Raw genomic sequence first — 19,405 nt, forward strand, 5'->3', positions numbered from 1 at the left:
GCTGTAGACGTTTGTAGCTGGATTGCTTAGGGTGTGGCCATTCGATATTGCCCTTTCAGGGAACGAAAATGAGTACGTCATTGCAAGATGTTGTCAAAAAATTCGAGCGCAGCTCACCCTTTTCAATTCTTGCCGCAGACTGGCCTACGGCCGTCCGTGATGATTTCGCCGAGTTTGTACTGGCGGTGCATGACTCAGGTCTCGACCTATGGATCATCGCAGATGGCCAGATACGCTTGGGCAACAAGAGCGGTACCCGTGATCGCGCAGAAGCCTGTCTCGCCTGGATAATTGCGCAGAAAAACGGGCCCATCATCAGCTTCTCACGCCTCGTTGCTGGCGCTGACACCCCTTGGGAGGCAGTCGGAAAACCCGCGCTGGCGCGTTTGCAAGCGCCAGGCTTTTTGAAGACATATCCAATTAAGAACCGTGTTGTCAAATGGCCCAACGAGTACTCGCTTGATCAATCCGCGAATGGAGAGCCGTTCTCAACGGCCTCACCTGTGCCTGGCCAGTTCAACGGGCATGCGCTAACCGTTGAACAGATCGTAAGCGGTCTCGAACAAGCGGGATTTGTTTTGACACCCTTGCCGGGAAACAAAGTATTCCGCCTGATGCATCCAGCGTTGGATGAGCCGATTTATGTCAAGAGGGGGGCAGGTCAATCGACGCGTGCACCGTTGGTGTTGCATCCCATGCATGCTTCAAAGCTTGTCGAATGGTCCGAGATAACCGGTGTCGAGCGTCCAGCGGAGCCTTACTACCACAACAGCAACCTGCGTGGTTTTCCCAAGCGCCTCCATAGCGGCACTACGCCCATAAACTATGGGATTGCTTTTGGCTTTCGTGACACTGCAGCAATGAATGCTCTTGTCCAATCTCTGCTTGGTCACGAGTCCCTTCCTGACGAAGTGCCAGCTATGCCGGCTACGCCGGCTGCGATGACTATCGATCTGGGTGAGGTAGCTCTGACTGACACAGAGCGAGACGCTTTGATCAAAGCTCGTATCGGTCAAAGCCGTTATCGCGATTCCCTTGTGGCTTATTGGGGCGGTTGCTCAGTAACCGAGTGCTCCATTCCCCAATTGCTGCGTGCCTCGCATATCAAGCCTTGGCGGTCAGCGAACCATGCCGAGCGACTTGATCAGTTCAATGGACTGCTTCTGACCCCTAACCTCGACTTGGCCTTTGATCAAGGCTTGATCAGCTTTGATGACGATGGCGACATTTTGCTGAGCCCTGAAGTAGATGCAGCGACAGCGGCGGCGCTCCATTTGAGCCCTGCATTGAGGTTACGGCAGATCGAGCCGCGCCATCGCTCCTATCTGACATGGCACCGTGAAAACCTATTCCGGAATTGATCCGCTCTAACCCGATGTGTGACCACCTCCTAAATTTTCTGCCCTGAACGAATCACCGGATGGCTGGCCATGAACGAACTGCTGCATCACCGTGACTCGCTCTGCGCTTAGCCCAAACGTGCTATCCCCACTAAACTCCAGAATTGAGTTAAGTTTTTCTTCTGTCACTCCTGTGATCCAGCTGCAATGCTGCCATCGCCGCTCCAGTAGCTCCGCTGTCGCCACACGCGATACGACCTTGTTCGAGGCTATCGGGGTTATCATGTCAGACCGTGGCCGGCACGAAGGTTGAAGCACTCAAGTGGCCTAGTCATCATCCGCAAAATTAACGGCTTAATTCGCCGTACTCGTTCATACGCGATCTGGGCAGTGGTAAATCATGAATGCAGTAGAAATTGAGTCCGCTATTTCGGACCTGGCCCTTGAGCCCTTTGACGCGGTGGAATTTCCGTTTGTCTTCCTGGCCGCTTTTGGCAATAAGGAAACCGCCCTAAAACGCCTGCGTGCCGGCAACAACAACGCTTCCGACGTGCCCGGCGGTGTGCTACTGCGCAGCAACATCCATATCGCCGCATGCGAATCTGGTAGCGTAGGCGAAACACTCAAGGCATTGCGCGCCAGCCCTGCCACCACAAAAGCCAAAGCCAAGTTCATCCTTGCCACCGACGGGCAAACGCTTGAGGCCGAAGAGCTAATCACGGGTGAAACCATCACCTGCGATTACCCGGACCTCCCCAACCACTTCGGCTTCCTGTTGCCCTTGGCCGGTATCTCCACTATTAAGGAGATCAAGGACAACCCCATCGACGTGCGCGCCACCAGCCGCCTGAACAAGCTATATATCGAGCTGCTGAACGAGGACCCTGACTGGGCCAAGGACGAGCGCCGCGCCGACATGAACCATTTTATGGCGCGGCTGGTGTTCTGCTTTTTTGCGGAAGACACCGACATTTTTAATGGCGATGGCCTGTTTACCAAAACGGTTGAGCAGTACAGCGAACGCGATGGCTCCAACACCCATCAGGTGCTGTCTGAAATTTTCCGAGCCATGAACATCAAGCTGGCCGAGCGTGCCACTGTTCAGCCCCGGCTGCCCAATTGGGCCAACGGCTTCCCCTATGTGAATGGCGGCCTTTTTTCCGGCAGTACCGAGGTGCCGCGCTTCACACGCATGGCGCGTACTTATCTACTGCACGCCGGCAACCTGAACTGGAAGAAAATCAACCCAGACATCTTCGGCAGCATGATTCAGGCCGTAGCCGATGATGAAGAGCGTGGCGCATTGGGCATGCACTACACCAGCGTGCCCAATATCCTGAAGGTGTTGAACCCACTGCTACTGGATGATCTGCGCGCCCAATTGGATGCGGCTGGCGATAACAAGGCCAAGCTGCATAATCTGCGCAAACGCATGGCGCGCATCCGCGTATTCGACCCAGCTTGCGGTTCCGGAAATTTCCTGGTCATTGCCTACAAGCAAATGCGCGAAATCGAGGCGGAAATTAATCGTCGTCGGGGAGAACCTCATCTAGGCAGCGATATTCCGTTGACCAATTTCCGTGGCATCGAGTTGCGAGATTTTCCGGCGGAAATTGCCCGCCTGGCGCTCATCATTGCCGAGTACCAGTGCGACGTGCTGTATCGTGGCCAGAAGGATGCACTAGAAGAGTTTCTGCCGCTGGATTCGCAAAACTGGATCGTTTGCGGTAATGCGCTACGGCTGGACTGGCTGAATATCTGCCCGCCAACGGGCACGGGCGTGAAACTTCACGCCAATGATTTGTTTGCAACCCCACTGGATCAGGCTCAGATCGATTTTGAGAATGAGGGAGGGGAAACGTATATCTGTGGTAACCCGCCGTACAAAGGAAACGCAAAAAAAACTGCCGAGCAAAAGAAAGACATGGGCGATTTGCTCGATAAGAAGGTTGATGGATGGGGCTTACTTGACTATGTGTGTGGCTGGTTCTTCAAAGCTCACGAATATGCAAAGCAAACACGGGCGAAATTTGCTTTTGTGGCAACGAACAGCGTTTCTCAAGGACAACACGTAACAGGCTTTTGGAAGCCGCTTTTCGACGACGGATTGAAATTCAACTTTGCAGTTCGTTCTTTCAAGTGGAGCAACCTGGCGACAAACGATGCTGGAGTTACCGTTGTCTGCATCGGTGCTGGGGTACAAGCGGCGTCCGCAGACCTTTACGATGATGACAAAAAACTTTCGACTAAGAACATCAATGCGTACCTGATGCCGGCAGATGACTATTGGGTTATGCCATCATCCCGCCCGATTTCGGTCATCCCCCCGATGCTGAAGGGCAACTACTACGGCATGTCAGAGCATTTGATTTTTGATACGGAAGGAAAGAATAAATATTTGAATGCAGGGTTGGATGCTGCGTTTATACGAAAATTCTATGGTGCATCAGAAGTTACCAAAGCCAGACCGCGTGCTTGCTTCTGGTTTCCTGATGATCCGGCAGCGGAAATTCTTGAGATTGCAGATATCAAGAAGAAGCTGGAACAAGGCAAGGCTGCGCGACAGACATCAAAAGATGCCGTATCCAATGGCATGGTTAAAAGGCCGCATCAGTTTCGTGAGATGCGAAGCTGTGAAAACTATTTCTTCGCCATTCCTGTTGTATCTTCGGAGAACAGAAGCTACTTGCCAGTTGATTTATTAGACAACCAATCCATCATTTCTAATAAATGCTTCGCCCTTTACGACGCCCCGCTCTGGAACATGGCCCTCATCGCCTCACGCTTGCATTGGGCCTGGATTGGTGCGGTCTGCGTGCGAATGCGTACCGATTTTTCGTACTCGAACACCCTCGGTTGGAATACTTTCCCCGTGCCATTGCTCACCGAGCAGAATAAAGCCGACCTGACCGCCTGCGCCGAAGCCATCCTGCTGGCCCGCGAAGCGCATTTCCCCGCCGCCATCGCCGACCTGTACGACCCGGATAATATGCCGGATAACCTGCGTCGAGCTCACGAGTGCAACGATGAAGTGCTGGAGCGCATCTATATTGGTCGTCGTTTCAAGAACGATACCGAACGGCTGGAAAAGCTGTTTGACCTCTATACCAAGATGGCGGCAAACGCAGCGAAGGCCGCGCCGAAAAAGCCACGAGGGAGAAAGGCATGAGCGACACCCCTATTAGCCTGAGCATGCCACCCGAGGGCTACAGCGACTGGCTGATCGGCCTCAAAGGCCGTATTCATAATGCCCAGCAGCGCGCCACACTGGCGGTTAACCGCGAATTAGTGCTGCTCTACTGGCAGATCGGTCACGATATTTTGACCCGGCAAGCACAACAGGGCTGGGGTGCCAAGGTAATCGAGCGCTTGGCGCAGGATTTGCGCGCAGCCTTTCCCGATATGAAAGGGTTTTCGCCACGCAACCTCAAGTACATGCGCGCCTTTGCCGAGGCGTGGCCGGATGCGGAATTTGTGCAGCAGGCTGCTGCACAATTGCCTTGGGGTCACAATCTGGTGCTGCTGGACAAACTGCCTGGCCCCGAAACCCGCCGCTGGTATGCCGCCAAGGCCATCGAGCACAACTGGTCGCGCAACATTCTGGTGATGCAGATCGAGACTCGTCTGCTGGAGCGCAGTGGCAAGGCAGTCAGTAACTTCGAGAACCACCTGCCCAAACCGCAGTCCGACCTGGCCCGCGAGTCGCTGAAGGATCCTTACCGCTTCGACTTCCTCGGCCTGACCTTTGATGCGCAGGAGCGTGAGATCGAAAACGCTCTGGTCAAGCATGTCACCGAGTTCCTGCTGGAACTGGGCGCAGGTTTTGCCTTCGTTGGCCAGCAAGTGTTGCTGGATGTGGGCGGTGACGAGTTCTTCATCGACCTACTGTTCTATCACCTCAAGCTGCGCTGCTATGTGGTGATCGAACTCAAGGCCGGTAAGTTCAAGCCCGAGCACCTGGGCCAGTTAAGTTTTTACCTCACCGCAGTGGATGCCCAGCTCAAGCACCCACAGGACGGTCCCACCATCGGCCTGCTGCTGTGCAAGAGTAAGAACAAGGTAGTGGCCGAATATGCCTTGCGCGATAACGCCCGCCCCATTGGCGTGGCCGAATACCAATTGGTGGAATCCCTGCCGGCAGAGCTGCAAACCAGCCTGCCCAGCATCGAACAGATCGAGCGCGAGCTGGCAAGTGATGACGCATCCATGGACGACGACTCGCAATGACCGAACAGAACCACAACCCAACCAACACTTACACGGTGCCATCGGTATCCATCACCACGGCGCACACCGGGGCTTCCAGCAAAGCCAATGAGCTGGGCATGCGTACCATGCAGGAGCGCGCCTATACCAAGCGCGGCGAACAGTACCTGCTGATCAAGTCGCCCCCTGCATCAGGTAAGTCCCGCGCCCTGATGTTTATCGCGCTGGACAAGCTGCATAACCAGGGCTTGCAACAGGTAATTGTCGTGGTGCCGGAGCGCTCCATTGGCGGCAGCTTCGCCGATGAGCCGCTGAGCAAGTTTGGTTTTTACTGGGACTGGCAAGTGGCTCCGCAGTGGAACCTATGTAATGCTCCTGGCATCGATGAGCCGCGCGTGGCCAAATCCAAGGTGGAAGCCGTACGCGCTTTCCTGAAAAGCACCGACAAGACACTGGTTTGCACCCATGCCACCTTCCGTTTTGCCGTAGAAGAGCTAGGTATCGAAGCTTTCGACAACCGCCTAATCGCCATCGACGAATTCCACCACGTTTCCGCCAACCCGGACAACAAGTTGGGCGGCCAACTGAGTGCGTTTATCGGCCGCGATAAAGTGCATTTGGTGGCCATGACTGGCTCTTATTTCCGTGGCGACAGCGAGGCCGTGCTGGCCCCGGCGGAAGAAGCCAAGTTTGAGACGGTGACTTACACCTACTACGAGCAGCTCAACGGCTACCGCTGGCTCAAGTCGCTGGACATCGGGTACTTCTTCTATACCGGCAAGTATGTGGATGCCGTCGCCAAGGTGCTGGACCCAGCACTGAAAACCATCATCCATATCCCCAATGTGAATGCCCGCGAAAGCCTCAAAGACAAGGAGCGCGAGGTCAACGAAATCATGAGTGCGCTGGGCGATTGGCAGGGTGTCGACCCGGCCACCGGCTTCCACCTCATCAAAGCCAAGGACGGTCGCACGCTGAAAGTGGCAGACCTGGTGGATGACAGCGACGCGTCCAGGCGCTCCAAAGTGCTCAGTGCACTGAAAGACCCTGCGCAGAAGAACAACCGCGACAACGTGGATGTGATCATCGCACTGGGCATGGCGAAGGAAGGCTTCGACTGGATCTGGTGCGAGCATGCGCTGACCATCGGCTACCGTTCGAGCCTGACCGAAATTGTACAAATCATTGGCCGCGCCACGCGTGATGCGGAGGGCAAGGAGCGCTCGCGCTTCACCAACCTGATCGCTGAGCCTATGGCCGACCAAGCGGCTGTAGCCGAAGCAGTGAACGATATGCTTAAGGCCATTTCCGCCAGCCTGCTGATGGAACAGGTGCTCGCCCCGCGCTATGAGTTCAGTCCGAAAGATACCGGGCCGAAAGACGGTTTCATTTACAACGGTGGCGAGGGCTATCAATCAGGTGGCACCAATCTGGGCGTGAATGAAGCCACAGGCCAGTACCATGTCGAAATCAACGGTCTGACCACGCCGCAAAGCACAGAAGCCTCGCGCATCTGCAAAGAAGATTTGAACGAAGTGGTAACCAGCTTCCTGCAGGACAAAACCGTGCTGGAACGCGGCCTATTCGACAAGGAAAACACCCTACCCGAAGAGCTGACCCAACTGCGCATGGGCAAGATCGTGCGCGAGCGTTACCCCGACTTGAGCGACGTCGACCAGGAAGCAATCCGTCAGCATGCCATCGCAGCCATGAACATTACCCAACAGGCCAAATTGATGTTGGCTCAGACCGATGCCAGCGAGAGTGGCGCCTTACAAGGCAGTACGTCTCTGCTGGAAGGCGTGCGCAAATTCGTCAACGTGCGCGAGCTAGATATTGATCTGATCGACCGCATCAACCCTTTTGAAGCCGCCTATGCGGTGCTGGCTAAGGCGATGGATGAAAAATCCCTGCGCCAGGTGCAGGCCAGCATTGCAGCCAAGAAGGTGAGCATTCCTGAAAGCGAAGCACGAGACTTAGCAATGCGCGCCCTGCAGTTCAAAAACGAGCGTGGCCGGCTGCCAGACATCAACTCCGCCGATGTCTGGGAGAAACGAATGGCTGAAGGCGTGGTTGCGTTCGCACGTTACCGTGCCCAAGCCAAAGCGGCACAGGGAGAATCCACTAATGGCTAAGATGAACGATGACGACCTACTGGATGCGCTAGGGGTAGAAGTACCCTCGCTAAATACAGCCACTCGAACCCCTCGCGAAGAACGCATCTTCGCTGGCTTTGAGGACATTCGGCGCTTCTATCAGACCCATGGCCGCGCCCCACTACATGGCGAAGACCGCGACATTTTCGAGCGCTTGTACGCCGTGCGATTGGATCAGCTTCGCAAGTTACCGGAAGCACAAGCCCTACTGGCAGGCTTAGATAGTCACGGCCTACTGTCAGGTTCTGTGGTAGCCACGGTAAATGTGAATGACCTGGATGAGGACGCCTTGCTCGCCGAGCTGGGCATCGGCAGTGAGTCCATCGACCAGGACGATATCACCGTGCTGCGGCATGTGCGTTCCAGTGCGGCAATAAAAGCGGCAGAAGAAATTGCCGCCCGGAACCCATGTAAAGACTTCGAGAGATTTAAGCCACTGTTTGACGAGGTGGAAGCAGGCCTCAAGCAAAAACTATGGGTAACCAAGCCCTTTGGCAAGAACGCCAGCATCGAGGTCGGGGACTTCTTCATTCTGAGCGGACTCATTGCCTATGTCGCCGAGGTGGGAGACACCTACAAGACGCCGAATGCGGAGACGAATGGTCGTTTGCGGGTCATCTACTCCAATGAGACAGAAAGCGATCTGCTACTACGATCCTTGCAGCGGGCGCTCTACAAAGACGGTGACGGGCGTGCAGGGTCTCGGATCATCAAGGTAGACTCTGGCCCACTGTTCAGCGACATAACCGAGCCGGACGACATCGAGACTGGCACCATTTATGTGTTACGCAGCCGGTCCAACCATCCCTACGTAGCCGAGCACCGCGAGCTGATCCACAAGATCGGCGTAACCGGTGGCCGAGTGGAAACGCGTATCGCGGCGGCGGCGAAAGATGCCACCTACCTGCTGGCCGATGTGGAAGTGGTCGCAACTTACAAGCTTCACAACCTGAACCGCACCCGGCTGGAAAACATCTTCCACCGCCTGTTCGGCGCAGCGCAGCTGGACTTGACCATCGAAGACCGCTTCGGCCATCCAGTCAGACCTAGGGAGTGGTTCCTGGTGCCGCTGCATGTGATTGATGAAGCGGTTGAGCGCATCCGAGATGGGTCAATTACCGAAATGGTCTACGATCCCCACTCGGCTCGCCTGGTCAGCTAAAGACACTGATGAGGTAAACGATGACTAGATCGATGTCGCGCGCTTGCACGCGGCATCGATCTAGTCTGATCCCGAAACTCCTCTGGGCGTCCGCTAAATTGTTCTGCTTACTGCAAGTGGCGCTACTGCCGATGTCAGTATGGTATGCACGATATCTACAGATCCCGGCTTTCATGCCGCCGCTCGTTCTGCTTTACGTTTTCTCTTTCCTGAGCTTTTGCCTACGACTATACGGCCCGACGGACTTATAGGAAGGGGTGTTATTCACTAGATGTCGAAATAGTGGCATTGAATCGCTTTTTAACGAATGATGGCGGTTATGAAAGCGATGCTGCGTGTCTGTGGCAGTAAGTCCAGCTCGTAAGCAAGGGATGCTCCGCAAGCAAGGAGGCTCAGATGTGGGCTGATGTCGATACAAAAAGCGATTTTCTGAATTACTCAGAAGTGGCGGATCTGGTTGTGGACGTCATCCGTGATCCGTCCATGCGTCCGGTTACCATAGGCGTGTTCGGTTCCTGGGGTACTGGGAAGTCCACGCTGCTCAATCTGATCGAGCATGGACTGAACCCTCCTCGGGGAGCGTCTGAATTCGTCGTCGTTCGTTTTGACGCCTGGTTGTATCAGGGCTTCGATGACTCCCGCGCCGCGCTGATGGAGATCATCGCCTCCACTCTTATCGACGCTGCCGAAGAAACCAGCTTTCTTCCTGAAGCGAAGAAGCTTTTTGCGCGGGCAAACAAAATGCGAATGCTTGGTCTTATGGTCGAAGGCGGAGCGCTTGCTTTGGGTATGCCAGCTTTCGGTTTTGGTGCGAAAGGGGTGGAGGCTCTGGGGAAGCTCTTTTCCGGTGAAGCGGATCATGACTCGTTAGGAACTCTCAAAGATGAAGGTGGTAAGGCGAAGGACAGCTTTACCGGGCTGCTTGGCCCAGAAAAGCAGCAAACTCCCCCCCAACAGATCGAGGCGTTCCGAAAGGAGTTTTCAAATGTCCTCATCGGTCTCGACAAAACGTTGGTCGTTTTTGTCGACAACTTAGATCGCTGCTTGCCCAAGCAGACGATCCATACCTTGGAGGCTCTGCGTCTATTCCTCTTCATGAACCATACGGCTTTTGTCGTGGCGGCAGATGAGGAGATGGTTCGCCATTCGGTCAGTGAGCATTTCAAAGATCCTGGTGATCGTCATGTGACTGATTACTTGGATAAACTTATTCAAGTGCCTGTTCGTGTGCCAAGGTTGGGCGTTCAGGAGGTTCGGGCGTACCTATTCATGCTGTTTGCCTCGGCCGGTAACAAGGTCCCTGGCGAGCACATCGAGGCCTTGAGAGTCGGGCTTGAAGATAACTTGCGCAAGGCATGGAGAGACGAACCCATCAGCACAGAGAGGACCTTAGAGTTGCTGGGCTCTAATGTGCCTGTGGAAGTTGCCGAAGCTTTTCCGATTGCTGATCGAATTGCGCCAATGCTCGCAAGCTCCAGCTCCGTGTTGGGTAACCCCAGAATCGTGAAGCGTATGCTCAACGTCGTTCGAATGAGGGTACGGGTAGCAGCACTGCGTGAAATGCCTGTAAACGAGGCCCTAATCGCCAAGGTAGCTCTTTTTGAGCGTTGCATGGAGGAGAAAGCGGTCGCCCATCTTTACTCGATGATAAATAGTGCTGCCGGCGGCAAACCTGAAGTGTTGGCCGAACTGGAGGGACTACTGGAAGACCCCGTGAAATTTACGGAGGCTTGTCCGGATTTATGGACCAAAGTAGACCTCGTGCGAGATTGGATCAGGCTCGAACCGCAGCTTTCGACTGTAGACCTTCGTCCGGTCGTTTATCTGAGCAGGGAAACCACTCCCTTACGGGTATTGCGCGCAGGTCTTTCTGCTGATGCGGCTGAAGCGCTTGCTGTGCTCAAACGGACGTCCAACACCTCGTCACCTTCTGCAAAAGCTGCTCTACAAACCATATCCGGTGGTGAGCACGCGGCCGTCATGACCCAGTTAATTGAATCGATGCGGTCGCATTCTGAGTGGACAAGCAAGCCAGTCGGCTTTGACGGTGCGCAGTTGCTTGCCGAGAAGTCACCCGAAGCCGGTGCGCTGCTATCGGACTTCATTCACACCGTAATGCCGGACAAAATTCGGCCTTGGCTCAGCAGCAAGCTTAAGGGCGCGAGCTGGTACAAGGAGCGGGAGAAGAAGTAATGGGAACCTCTACGTCAAGCAAAGGGCCTGGGGGTAATTCTCCATTTGTGCCTGGGTGGGTGGACACCGATGGGCAGCAGGTACCCGAGGCTCCTCCGCAGCGATTTAAAGACTTCCGCACAAATCTGGGGAGATTCGTCTCGACAGGAGACGGCGATTACCTTCGCTCTGCGATAAGCAGCTATGCAGGCGGTGCAACCGGTGGCAGTGGCATTGGACCTGCCCGGTTTGGCTCCATGGCCGGAGCCGGTGGAGCCTTATTTGGTGCGATGGCCACATTGAGGGAAGGGCATTCCCCTCTGGGGCTGGATCTCGCTGCGTTGAACGGCCAGGACACGGACATTGCTATCGACATGATCGTGCAGGCGCTTGCCACCGAGGACGGCGATTCTGATCGCGTTCGGGTTGCGATGAACGAGGCGCTTTCTGAATGCCTAGAGGGTTACCAAGAGTTTGATTTCGCGAGCATCACTGACGAGATGCTTGTACAGATGATGCTGGTGTACGTCACCAAATGCGTGTTTGGACAAGTAGTGCTCGATTCGAACGATGCGTTCGCAAAAGCTGAATCACCTGGCCAAGTCGAGCAGGCCGAGAAGGAACTGTACTCTCTCGTTGAATCGGTGACCGACAAGCACATGCGTCCCTTGTTGGGAGGCAGTCTGAAAGCGCTCTCCAGCAAACAAATTGAAAAGATTCAGATGGCCGCCATCCGCGAAGTGTGGAGTGAATGGGAGGCATACCAAGAGTGACAGACCTCATTTTCCATCACGAAGCTGATCAGCTTCGCTCGCAAACGGCTAATGAAATTCCCGTACTGATGTACGGCAGTCGCCCACCGACGCGGGGCACTTGCTCTATAGGGGGGCCGGTTCGCGCTGCAGTGAGGCGTTTGGGTGCTCCGGTCAGTAGAACCGGGTTCGATTTGTTGACTATAGCCATGGCCGTAACAGCCGCAGATACTTTTGTTGATAAAGCAGACGCTGATGATGGTTGGGCCCGGGACCTTCGTTTATTCATCCCCATCGCTGATCCGCAACTTTGGCAGGCCGCGATACCGCTTTTACAGAAGGCTCTGCATTTCTTAAGCGGCGATCTTTGGGAGATCATCCTATTGCCTGATGGACCCAGACAGCTCACGTCTCAGAACCGTGGTCGCATCACCGTTATGGCCGGCCACGATTGCGTCAGTTTGTTCTCGGGGGGGATGGATAGCGGCATTGGAGCGTTGAATTTATTAGCAGAGGGCAGACGCCCATTGTTGATAAGTCATGCATATCGAGGTGACTCGGAAAAGCAAATCATGGTTCGGGATCATCTACCGGTGGAGGTCTCAAGATTCGCTGCGGTGGCAAATCCGGTGTCCTTGACTGGGAGAAAAACCGATGTGCAGATGCGCACTCGAAGCTTCAATTTCCTCGCTTATGGTGCACTGGTTGGGGCCACACTGGCGCAGCTACGAGTCACTGGCACACCAGTAGAACTTTTCGTTCCCGAGAACGGGCTCATTGCGCTGAACCCTCCAATGACTGCTCGCCGCATTGGCGCGTTGAGTACTAGGACGACGCACCCACATTTTTTGGGCCTATTCCAAAAAATTCTGGATACGGTCGGCCTGCCTGTACGAGTCGAGAATCCGTACGCGCTTCAGACGAAGGGAGAGATGCTTTCTAGGTGTTTAGATCAAGCGAACTTGAGGGTCCTAGCATCGGAAACGGTATCGTGTGGTAAGTGGAAGCGGACATACCAGCAGTGTGGTAAGTGCGTCCCGTGCGTCATCCGACGCGCCTCGTTCCACGCTGCCGGAATGACGGACGGCACCGCGTACCATGCCAGAGGAGCGGATCTGACTTCAGTAGTTCGGGATGCGAATGCCAGAGATGATCTGATGGCCATGATCCTGGCAGCCCGCAGATTGCCCGCAGAGGATGTCGCGAAATGGGTGCGTCAATCCGGCCCGCTTCCACTCCACCGCCAGTCTCGTGATTATTTAATAGATGTGGCCAGCAGAGGCATGGGAGAGGTTAGAAACTACCTATGGTCTCTTGGTCTGCTCTGAAGGGAGCTGTAATCTTGAGGTGCCAGATCAGAAATTTTCTGGCCGTTCCCTAATCGCTTCCAGACCAATAGGGCGGTGAGCCGATAGTAATACCGGGTAGCATCGGAATGGTCTTTCAGGTACTGAGTGAGAAACCAGCGCACGTGCTTGATCTGCCAGGTCCAGGGATTGTCTCGCTGCCATCGTTGTTGAATGGCCGCTTGCATGATTCGGGCTTGGCGCAGGTGGCGTTGCTGCGTGGTCGTCGAGCCAGTCAGGACGCCGCTCAGGAACAGCGCCATATCGAAGGGCTTGGTCACGCTCTCCCTCCAATGTAGGCCGAAACCACATCGATCCGGTTATGACCGAGTTCAAGGCTGATCTGTTGGCGCACCTGTTGATCCAGGTCGCGGTCAATGCGATAGCAGTGGCCACCATTGACCGGTGCGGCGTGGCCCGTGAGCTGCTCGTAACGCTCGCAGGCGTAGGCCGCTCGCAGTTCATGGAAACCCTTCAGCCCGTGTTCATGCAGCGTTTCGCGGGCGGGGAGCACGGTCTGATGCAGGAATGCGGCGTAGCTTTCGTCTCGGGCCAGCAAGTTACGGCTGCCGGTCGGCGACGCCTTACGAGCCAACAGCAGTGCCGCCTTAACCTCTTCATTGGCCACGACCCATCGCGGCGCTGAAGCGCCTGAGCGGCCGCCTTTGGTGCCGTCCTGGATGTTGATGCGGCCTAAGTGTTCGGCTTCGCGGTGCAAGCGTGGCAGGTCAGCCAGGATTGCTTCGCGTAGGCGCATGCCGGTTGCTCGGGCCAACAGGACAATCGCCGCCACCCGCTCGTGTTGCCGTTCGCCAAGCACCTCAAACACTCGCCGCACCTGTTGGCGGTCTTGGCCATCCGGGGCGCGGGTGCGTGCGGTCGAGCGCTTCTGTCCCAACGCCTGGCTCGGGCTGGCGATCCTCACATCCTGATCGCCGCGCAGCGCCGCGAGGGTGCGGTTGACGCTGCTCAGGCGGTTCTGCGCGGTGGCGATGCAGAGTTCACCTTGCTGGATCTGCTGGCGCAGGTAAGCGGCGTAGTCTTGTAGTGTACGTCGATTGATCTGACGCGCATCGTTGTAACCGGGGCCATTCTCTGACCGACACCAACGCACGAACGCTTGCCAGCGATCGCTATGCGCTTTGACCGTGGCGAAGTGGCCACCGGCAAACAGATCCTTTAGCGCTTGTGGGCCGGCGTAGCTCAGCTGGCGGCCATAGCCAAAGTTGCGACCCTCACGCCGACCGACCAGTGCCATCGTCATCACCGTTTTCGTTTGTTTGCAGAAAGAGCAGCAGGGCTTTCCAGTGGAGGCTGAGCCGGTCCAGCTGCTGCCAGTGTGTCGGGCGGATCAAGAGGGCATTTTTGTAGTGCAGCAGCAGTGCCCCTTCCTCACGCAGTTGTTCCATCAGCAGGACGAGGTAGGCAGGATCAAGTGGTGGTGTGGCGACAGCGGCGACAGTGGCGACAACCCGCGTCGTTTCTGGCCTGGGGCGTGGCGACAGGGTGGCGACAGAAGCGGCGACACGTCGTGATTCTGGCGGCGGTTGATGTTGCGCTTGGTAGCGGCGCACCGCGTCATTGAGGCGGAACATGACGGACCTCGAAGGTTCTTCCATCGCGGCTGCTCAGCCAGCGATGAGTGATCAACTCGACGAATAAAGAGGCGGTATGGTCAGCACTTTTTCGGGCAAAACGAGGACCGTTACGATTGACGTCGCGGACGGTGAAGTGGGTCCAGCCTTTCTGCACCAGCCAGCGCAGCAGCCGATCCGATTCCTCGCGTCGGCTATTGACCGGCTCCTGTTCGGTCAGGCGCTGAATCTCGGCCAGGTAGTAATCCATCAGCGTGGAGGCACGCTGGATGTGTGCTTCCTCCAACATACTGGCCTCTTCAACCATGGCCAACACGCCCGCGATACGCAGTACATTCGCCGCGGCCTTGCTCGCGACAGGCTGGACGCCGGCAAGCTCGCCGAACTCGCCAGACTGGCACTCGATGGTGTCGTGAATATCAATCCAGGCACGACGGGCACGGGGAGTCAGCTCCAGCGTGGCGGGATTGAGTGAGCCATCCTGGTGAAGCGACCAGGGCTGTTGCAGCAGGGCGGTGATCCGCTGTTGGTAGCGCTGGACTTTGGGATCTCGGGTCAGGTCGATTGCCTTGTAGAGCCGCTGGCCGGCCAGGCGCTCGGGCCAACTGATCAGGCAACGGCCGAGGATGCCTTGGCCATTGATCACCGGATCTTTGAAAATCTGGTTGGCCAGGTAGGGCTGCAGCATCAGATGCAGGCTGAGGCGGCGATCATAGGCCCGCAGGCTTTCTCCGGCCATGGAGCGGGCCCTGTCGATCGGGCTGCCATCCCACAGCATCGACAAGGTGGTGATTGCCTTGAGCAGATTCTCTTTGCTCATGGTGCTGCTGCCCAAGAATTGGCCACCTTCATCATTGAACAAACCCATGCTGGGTAAGCCATGGCACAGGCTTTTGACCAGGGCCTCGATAGTGGGCTCGGCAATGATCAGTCTCGGCGGTACCGGCTCGGACAGCTCACCGTCTTTCGACTCAGCGCGATCCGTTGAGGTTTTGGGCTTGGCCATGATGCTGGTAGCGGCGCGATAGGCTTTGAGCTTTTCCGCATACAGGGTCCACTGCTGTCGTTCCCAGTCGCGCGCCGCCTTCAGTGCCAGGTGATCCACTGCGCTTTTGCGATCACCCGAGGACGCCACCGTCAGTAGGTAGAGGGACAGCGGATAGGTTCGGCCATCGAGTTGGGCATTGGCATGGCCCTGGCTCACCAGGGCAGCGCTGGCCAGCACCGATTGTGCAGCCATGGCGCTGGGCACGCCGATCACCTCGGCCAGTCGTTCGACCGCAGGGCCCAACAGGTCCCCGAGTGCTTCGACCGGGTAGGGCAGTGGCGCCTGCTGGTATTCCAGCAATGGTTGTGGTGGCTCGAACGCTTCGCACAGTTGCATCGCTATTCTCCTGAGATTATCGACTTCGTCCTCACTCATCCCGCCACGGTTGTTGAGTGTTATCAGGGATCAAGGCCCCTGCGACCTGTGAGGGTTGTCCACTGACGCGGGACTGGCGGCTCTTTACGACCGGGAGCTTGGGCATCTCATGATCTGGCCTCCTGAACACTTCCGAAGACGTGGGCGGGTGGAGGCTGCGCTGGCTGACGAGACCAATGCCGCGAGATCCAGAGTCGGGTGAAGGCAGTGATGCGATGACCGGGGCATGCCTGACTGTCAGTCAGGTGCAGTCCATTCCTTGGGCTGCGGCACCATCATCGGCATCGCTGTGGCGAGTGAGCATTCGGTGTTTGTCACGCCGATTGTCACGAGGTGGAAAGCCGCAAAGCCCCATGCGAGCCGGGCTGCAGCAGTGTGAGATGCGCCCGTCTCTTTCGAGAGAAAGAGACGGGCGCAAGGTTGGCGCAAGAAATGGCCAAGCGGATAAGTTGCTGCAGGACAGCTGGGTAGGGGGATGAGTTGCCGCAGTAGGCACTCTGCTAGAAGTAGGCATCCATCACATGGGTAGTGACCGTACGAGCTGCCGGACGCTAATCGCACTTGGGGGTGAACCACCACGGTGTGGCGTAGACTCAAAGGTTCTGGCTACCTGGGTGCTGTCGAGGACAGCGCTTGTAAGGCTCTGGTGTAACGCTCGTTCTGCTCGCGGTCAACAGCATTTTGGGGGCACTGTTGCGCCAATCGGTAATGCTGGAAGACCTTGGAGACCGGTGGTTTCCCATGGCCGGGTGGTCGTTCGTCGGTTTTTAATGTGAGCCCATGCAGGTGGGAATGCGGAGCCTTCCCGCCTGCATGGGCTTGGCCGAAAAAGCTCCAAGAGCGAGGATTGCAACGGCGACAGTCGCCACTTTTGTCGCCATGCTGCAGGCCAGGTATTACACGGGTTGTCGCCGGTGTCGCCACTGTCGCCAAATCAACCATCACTCCATCTGGGGAGTCATTCTCGGTTACCGGCAGCGTCCGGTGAGCGCTCACCGTATCGGCACGACGTTGTGGTCCCTGGTTTGATTGATCGCAGATGCCGACAGGCTGCCGGTGGCCGCCTTCTGGATATACTCACTCCACCAGGCCATCATCGGACGCCGGCGTTCGATGTAGTCCGCCCGGTTGTAGGCACTACGGACTTCATCCTTGTCGACATGCGCCAGTGCGACTTCGATGAGCTCCGGATCCCACCCATGCTCGTTGAGGATGGTGCTGGCCATGGAGCGCATGCCGTGGCTGACCAAGCGGTCCTGAAAGCCCATGCGTTTCAACGCCATGTTGGCGGTCTGGCTGTTGGCGTGGGTACGCGGGTTTCTATCTGCCGGGAACACGTATTCTCTGTGGCCGCTATGGGTCTTGAGTGTCTCCAGTAACGCGAGTGCCTGTTCAGTCAGCGGAATGGTATGCGGGCGACGCTTTTTCATGCGCTCTGGTGGGATGGTCCAAATGCGTTTGTCGAAATCGATGTCTGCCCACCGAGTGGTGGCTGCCTCGACAGGGCGGGTCATCGTGTGCAACTGCCATTCGATCAGACAGCGCGTGACTCGCTTGATGCTGGCATTCGCGATTTCCATCATGAGCTCCGGAAGCTCGTCAGGTCGTAGCGCGGCCATGTTCTCTTTCCTGGGTTTTTTGAACACCGCCCGAATGCCACTGAGGGGGTTCGCAAAGATCAGTCCTGAATTGACCCCATAGGTCATGATTTCGTTGAGCCGTTGGCTCAGTCGCTTCACTGTCTCGAGACTGCCTTTGGCCTCAATCGGGCGAAGCAGTTCGATGACCATCGGTGCGGTAATTTTTGAGAGCGGCGTTGTTTTCAGGTCTGGAAATACGTGCAGCGTGAGCGATCGCCAAATGTCTTCGGCGTACGCCGGCGTGACGGAGTCCTTCTTTAGCTCGAACCAGGCGGTGGCCACGTTCTCGAACGTATGTTCCGTCTCCGCTCGTTTGGCTTCGTCCTGTGCATTGCGTTGCACCTTGGGATCAATACCTTGTGCAAGCAGCTCGCGCGCTTCCACCACTTTTTTCCTGGCGTTCGCTAGTGAGAGTTCTGGGTACGTGCCCAGCCCCATATTGATACGGTTTTTGGTTACCGGCTCGCGGTAGTTGAAGTTCCACAGCATCGAGCCATTGCTCCTGACTCGGAGCTGAAGGCCATCACCATCGCTGAGGACGTAATCCTTGTCTTTTGCCTTGACTGCCTTGAGCTGGCGGTCGGAGAGGCGAAGGGCTAGAGCAGGCATGAGAGCTACCTCTGACACCATTTTGGTATTCCAAAAAATAGCACCAGATGGCTTGGAATACCATTTGGAATACCAAAATTGCTAGAACTCCAAAAAGCTCTAGAGATCTCTATAGCCGCTAAACCCCTGTATTTACTGGATTTCAGGCACAAAAAAAGACGTCCGTGGACGTCTTTAGATGATGAAGTGGTGGAGCCGGGGGGATTTGAACCCCCGTCCGCCAGTACTCCGCTGTCGGTACTACATGCGTAGCCGTTTCTATTAAGTTAACCCTCAGCGACCCGAAGGGCAGGGTGCTTTGGGCGAGTTGTGTAAGTTTTAGCCGCTTCGTCCACAACGTACTGCACGGCGATTCTGTTCTATATGACAATCACTTTGGGTTTACAGACATCCCCTGATGATTGCTGGACCCGAAGGTACCAGGAGGGAAGGGCTAAGGCTGCTTACGCAGCGAGAGCGTATTCCCCGTAGGTTTCGTCATTGGCAACTATAAGAAGTTGCAACAGTGGATTTACGAGTTCTGTTACCAACTCGGCATGCACCTAAAGTTTCGCAACCGGCGTCGAATCCTAAACGGCCCCGTGCTTGTAACTCGTTGTTTCTTAGTGAGTGACAAGCCTGTGCAGTGTACGTCAATCGGTCACAGAAGGCCAACCCGAAGGTTGGCCTCGGGCAATCAGCGAGTTACTGATTGCCGCCTTTGTCCGAGTCTTGCAGGCTTTGCAGGGCCTTGGAGGTGATCTCGATGCATTTCTTGTCATCGCCTGCCGCATGGGCTGCCTTGGCTTGGGAAACGGCGGTGTCGATTTCGCCAGATTTGCCGCTGGTGTCGGTGGCGAGCAACGCTTTACCGTTGTTGATTTTGTCCAGGTTGATTTGGCACAGATCGTCTTTTGTTCCGGCCGCAAACGCGGGGGAGGCCAGCATCGCAGCGGTAATGAACAAACCAGCAAGAGCGGAACGCTTCATGGGTATCTCCTTGTGCAAATAGGGCTCGATGCTGC

Annotated in this window: 14 protein-coding genes and 1 other RNA gene; 8 read left to right on the plus strand and 7 right to left on the minus strand. The window is 56.1% G+C overall.

Translation table 11 applies throughout. The features are described 5' to 3' along the window. The first annotated feature begins 68 nt into the window (after positions 1 to 68). The 8 genes from V6607_RS03985 (at position 69) to qatC (ending at position 13,116) form a co-directional block, all read left to right on the plus strand. Positions 69 to 1,361: an HNH endonuclease gene (locus tag V6607_RS03985; protein ID WP_083294000.1), complete on the plus strand. Its 1,293-nt coding sequence runs from the start codon at positions 69 to 71 to the stop codon at positions 1,359 to 1,361. Between the two features lie 379 nt (positions 1,362 to 1,740). Then, a complete protein-coding gene (locus V6607_RS03990) occupies positions 1,741 to 4,509 on the plus strand; it encodes a DNA methyltransferase (protein WP_106116479.1) in 2,769 nt (922 codons plus the stop codon). Continuing rightward, complete coding sequence (locus V6607_RS03995; RefSeq protein ID WP_070413324.1) at positions 4,506 to 5,567, plus strand: PDDEXK nuclease domain-containing protein; 1,062 nt, start codon at positions 4,506 to 4,508, stop codon at positions 5,565 to 5,567. Before V6607_RS03990 ends, V6607_RS03995 begins: the two co-directional genes overlap by 4 nt. Further along, a complete protein-coding gene (locus V6607_RS04000; protein WP_070413325.1) occupies positions 5,564 to 7,681 on the plus strand; it encodes a DEAD/DEAH box helicase in 2,118 nt (705 codons plus the stop codon). Before V6607_RS03995 ends, V6607_RS04000 begins: the two co-directional genes overlap by 4 nt. After that, positions 7,674 to 8,864 (plus strand): GIY-YIG nuclease family protein, encoded by a 1,191-nt coding sequence (locus V6607_RS04005; RefSeq protein ID WP_070413326.1) that lies wholly within the window; start codon positions 7,674 to 7,676, stop codon positions 8,862 to 8,864. The genes V6607_RS04000 and V6607_RS04005 overlap by 8 nt, the downstream gene beginning before the upstream one ends. A 396-nt stretch (positions 8,865 to 9,260) precedes the next feature. Then, on the plus strand, positions 9,261 to 11,057 hold the full coding sequence (locus V6607_RS04010; RefSeq protein ID WP_338743217.1) for a P-loop NTPase fold protein: 1,797 nt from the start codon (positions 9,261 to 9,263) through the stop codon (positions 11,055 to 11,057). Between the two features lie 236 nt (positions 11,058 to 11,293). Next, the gene (locus tag V6607_RS04015; protein WP_083294002.1) at positions 11,294 to 11,809 is read left to right on the plus strand and encodes a hypothetical protein; all 516 of its coding nucleotides are present in this window, start codon (positions 11,294 to 11,296) and stop codon (positions 11,807 to 11,809) included. A gap of 188 nt (positions 11,810 to 11,997) precedes the next feature. Then, positions 11,998 to 13,116, plus strand: coding sequence for a Qat anti-phage system QueC-like protein QatC (qatC, locus tag V6607_RS04020; RefSeq protein WP_231740650.1), 1,119 nt, complete (start codon positions 11,998 to 12,000; stop codon positions 13,114 to 13,116). Here the strand turns inward: qatC and V6607_RS04025 are convergent. The 7 genes from V6607_RS04025 to V6607_RS04055 form a co-directional block, all read right to left on the minus strand. Next, positions 13,089 to 13,415 carry a hypothetical protein gene (locus tag V6607_RS04025; RefSeq protein WP_070413331.1) on the minus strand — a complete coding sequence of 109 codons (327 nt, stop codon included), beginning with the start codon at positions 13,413 to 13,415 and terminating at the stop codon, positions 13,089 to 13,091. The two genes, qatC and V6607_RS04025, sit on opposite strands and share 28 nt — an antisense overlap. Continuing rightward, entirely contained in the window at positions 13,412 to 14,392 is a 981-nt protein-coding gene (locus V6607_RS04030) for an integrase domain-containing protein (RefSeq protein WP_070413332.1), read from the minus strand. Before V6607_RS04030 ends, V6607_RS04025 begins: the two co-directional genes overlap by 4 nt. Then, positions 14,370 to 14,729 (minus strand): hypothetical protein, encoded by a 360-nt coding sequence (locus tag V6607_RS04035; RefSeq protein WP_070413333.1) that lies wholly within the window; start codon positions 14,727 to 14,729, stop codon positions 14,370 to 14,372. Before V6607_RS04035 ends, V6607_RS04030 begins: the two co-directional genes overlap by 23 nt. Continuing rightward, on the minus strand, positions 14,713 to 16,113 hold the full coding sequence (locus V6607_RS04040) for a YfjI family protein (RefSeq protein ID WP_070413334.1): 1,401 nt from the start codon (positions 16,111 to 16,113) through the stop codon (positions 14,713 to 14,715). The genes V6607_RS04035 and V6607_RS04040 overlap by 17 nt, the downstream gene beginning before the upstream one ends. Positions 16,114 to 17,144: 1,031 nt before the next feature. Then, the gene (locus V6607_RS04045) at positions 17,145 to 18,401 is read right to left on the minus strand and encodes an integrase domain-containing protein (protein ID WP_070413367.1); all 1,257 of its coding nucleotides are present in this window, start codon (positions 18,399 to 18,401) and stop codon (positions 17,145 to 17,147) included. Between the two features lie 187 nt (positions 18,402 to 18,588). Beyond that, positions 18,589 to 18,982, minus strand: a transfer-messenger RNA (tmRNA) gene (ssrA, locus tag V6607_RS04050). A 103-nt stretch (positions 18,983 to 19,085) separates the two neighbouring features. Further along, a complete protein-coding gene (locus V6607_RS04055; RefSeq protein WP_008436825.1) occupies positions 19,086 to 19,370 on the minus strand; it encodes a hypothetical protein in 285 nt (94 codons plus the stop codon). Between the last annotated feature and the right edge of the window lie 35 nt (positions 19,371 to 19,405).

Source organism: Pseudomonas sp. KK18, from assembly GCF_037094675.1.
GTDB lineage: Bacteria > Pseudomonadota > Gammaproteobacteria > Pseudomonadales > Pseudomonadaceae > Aquipseudomonas.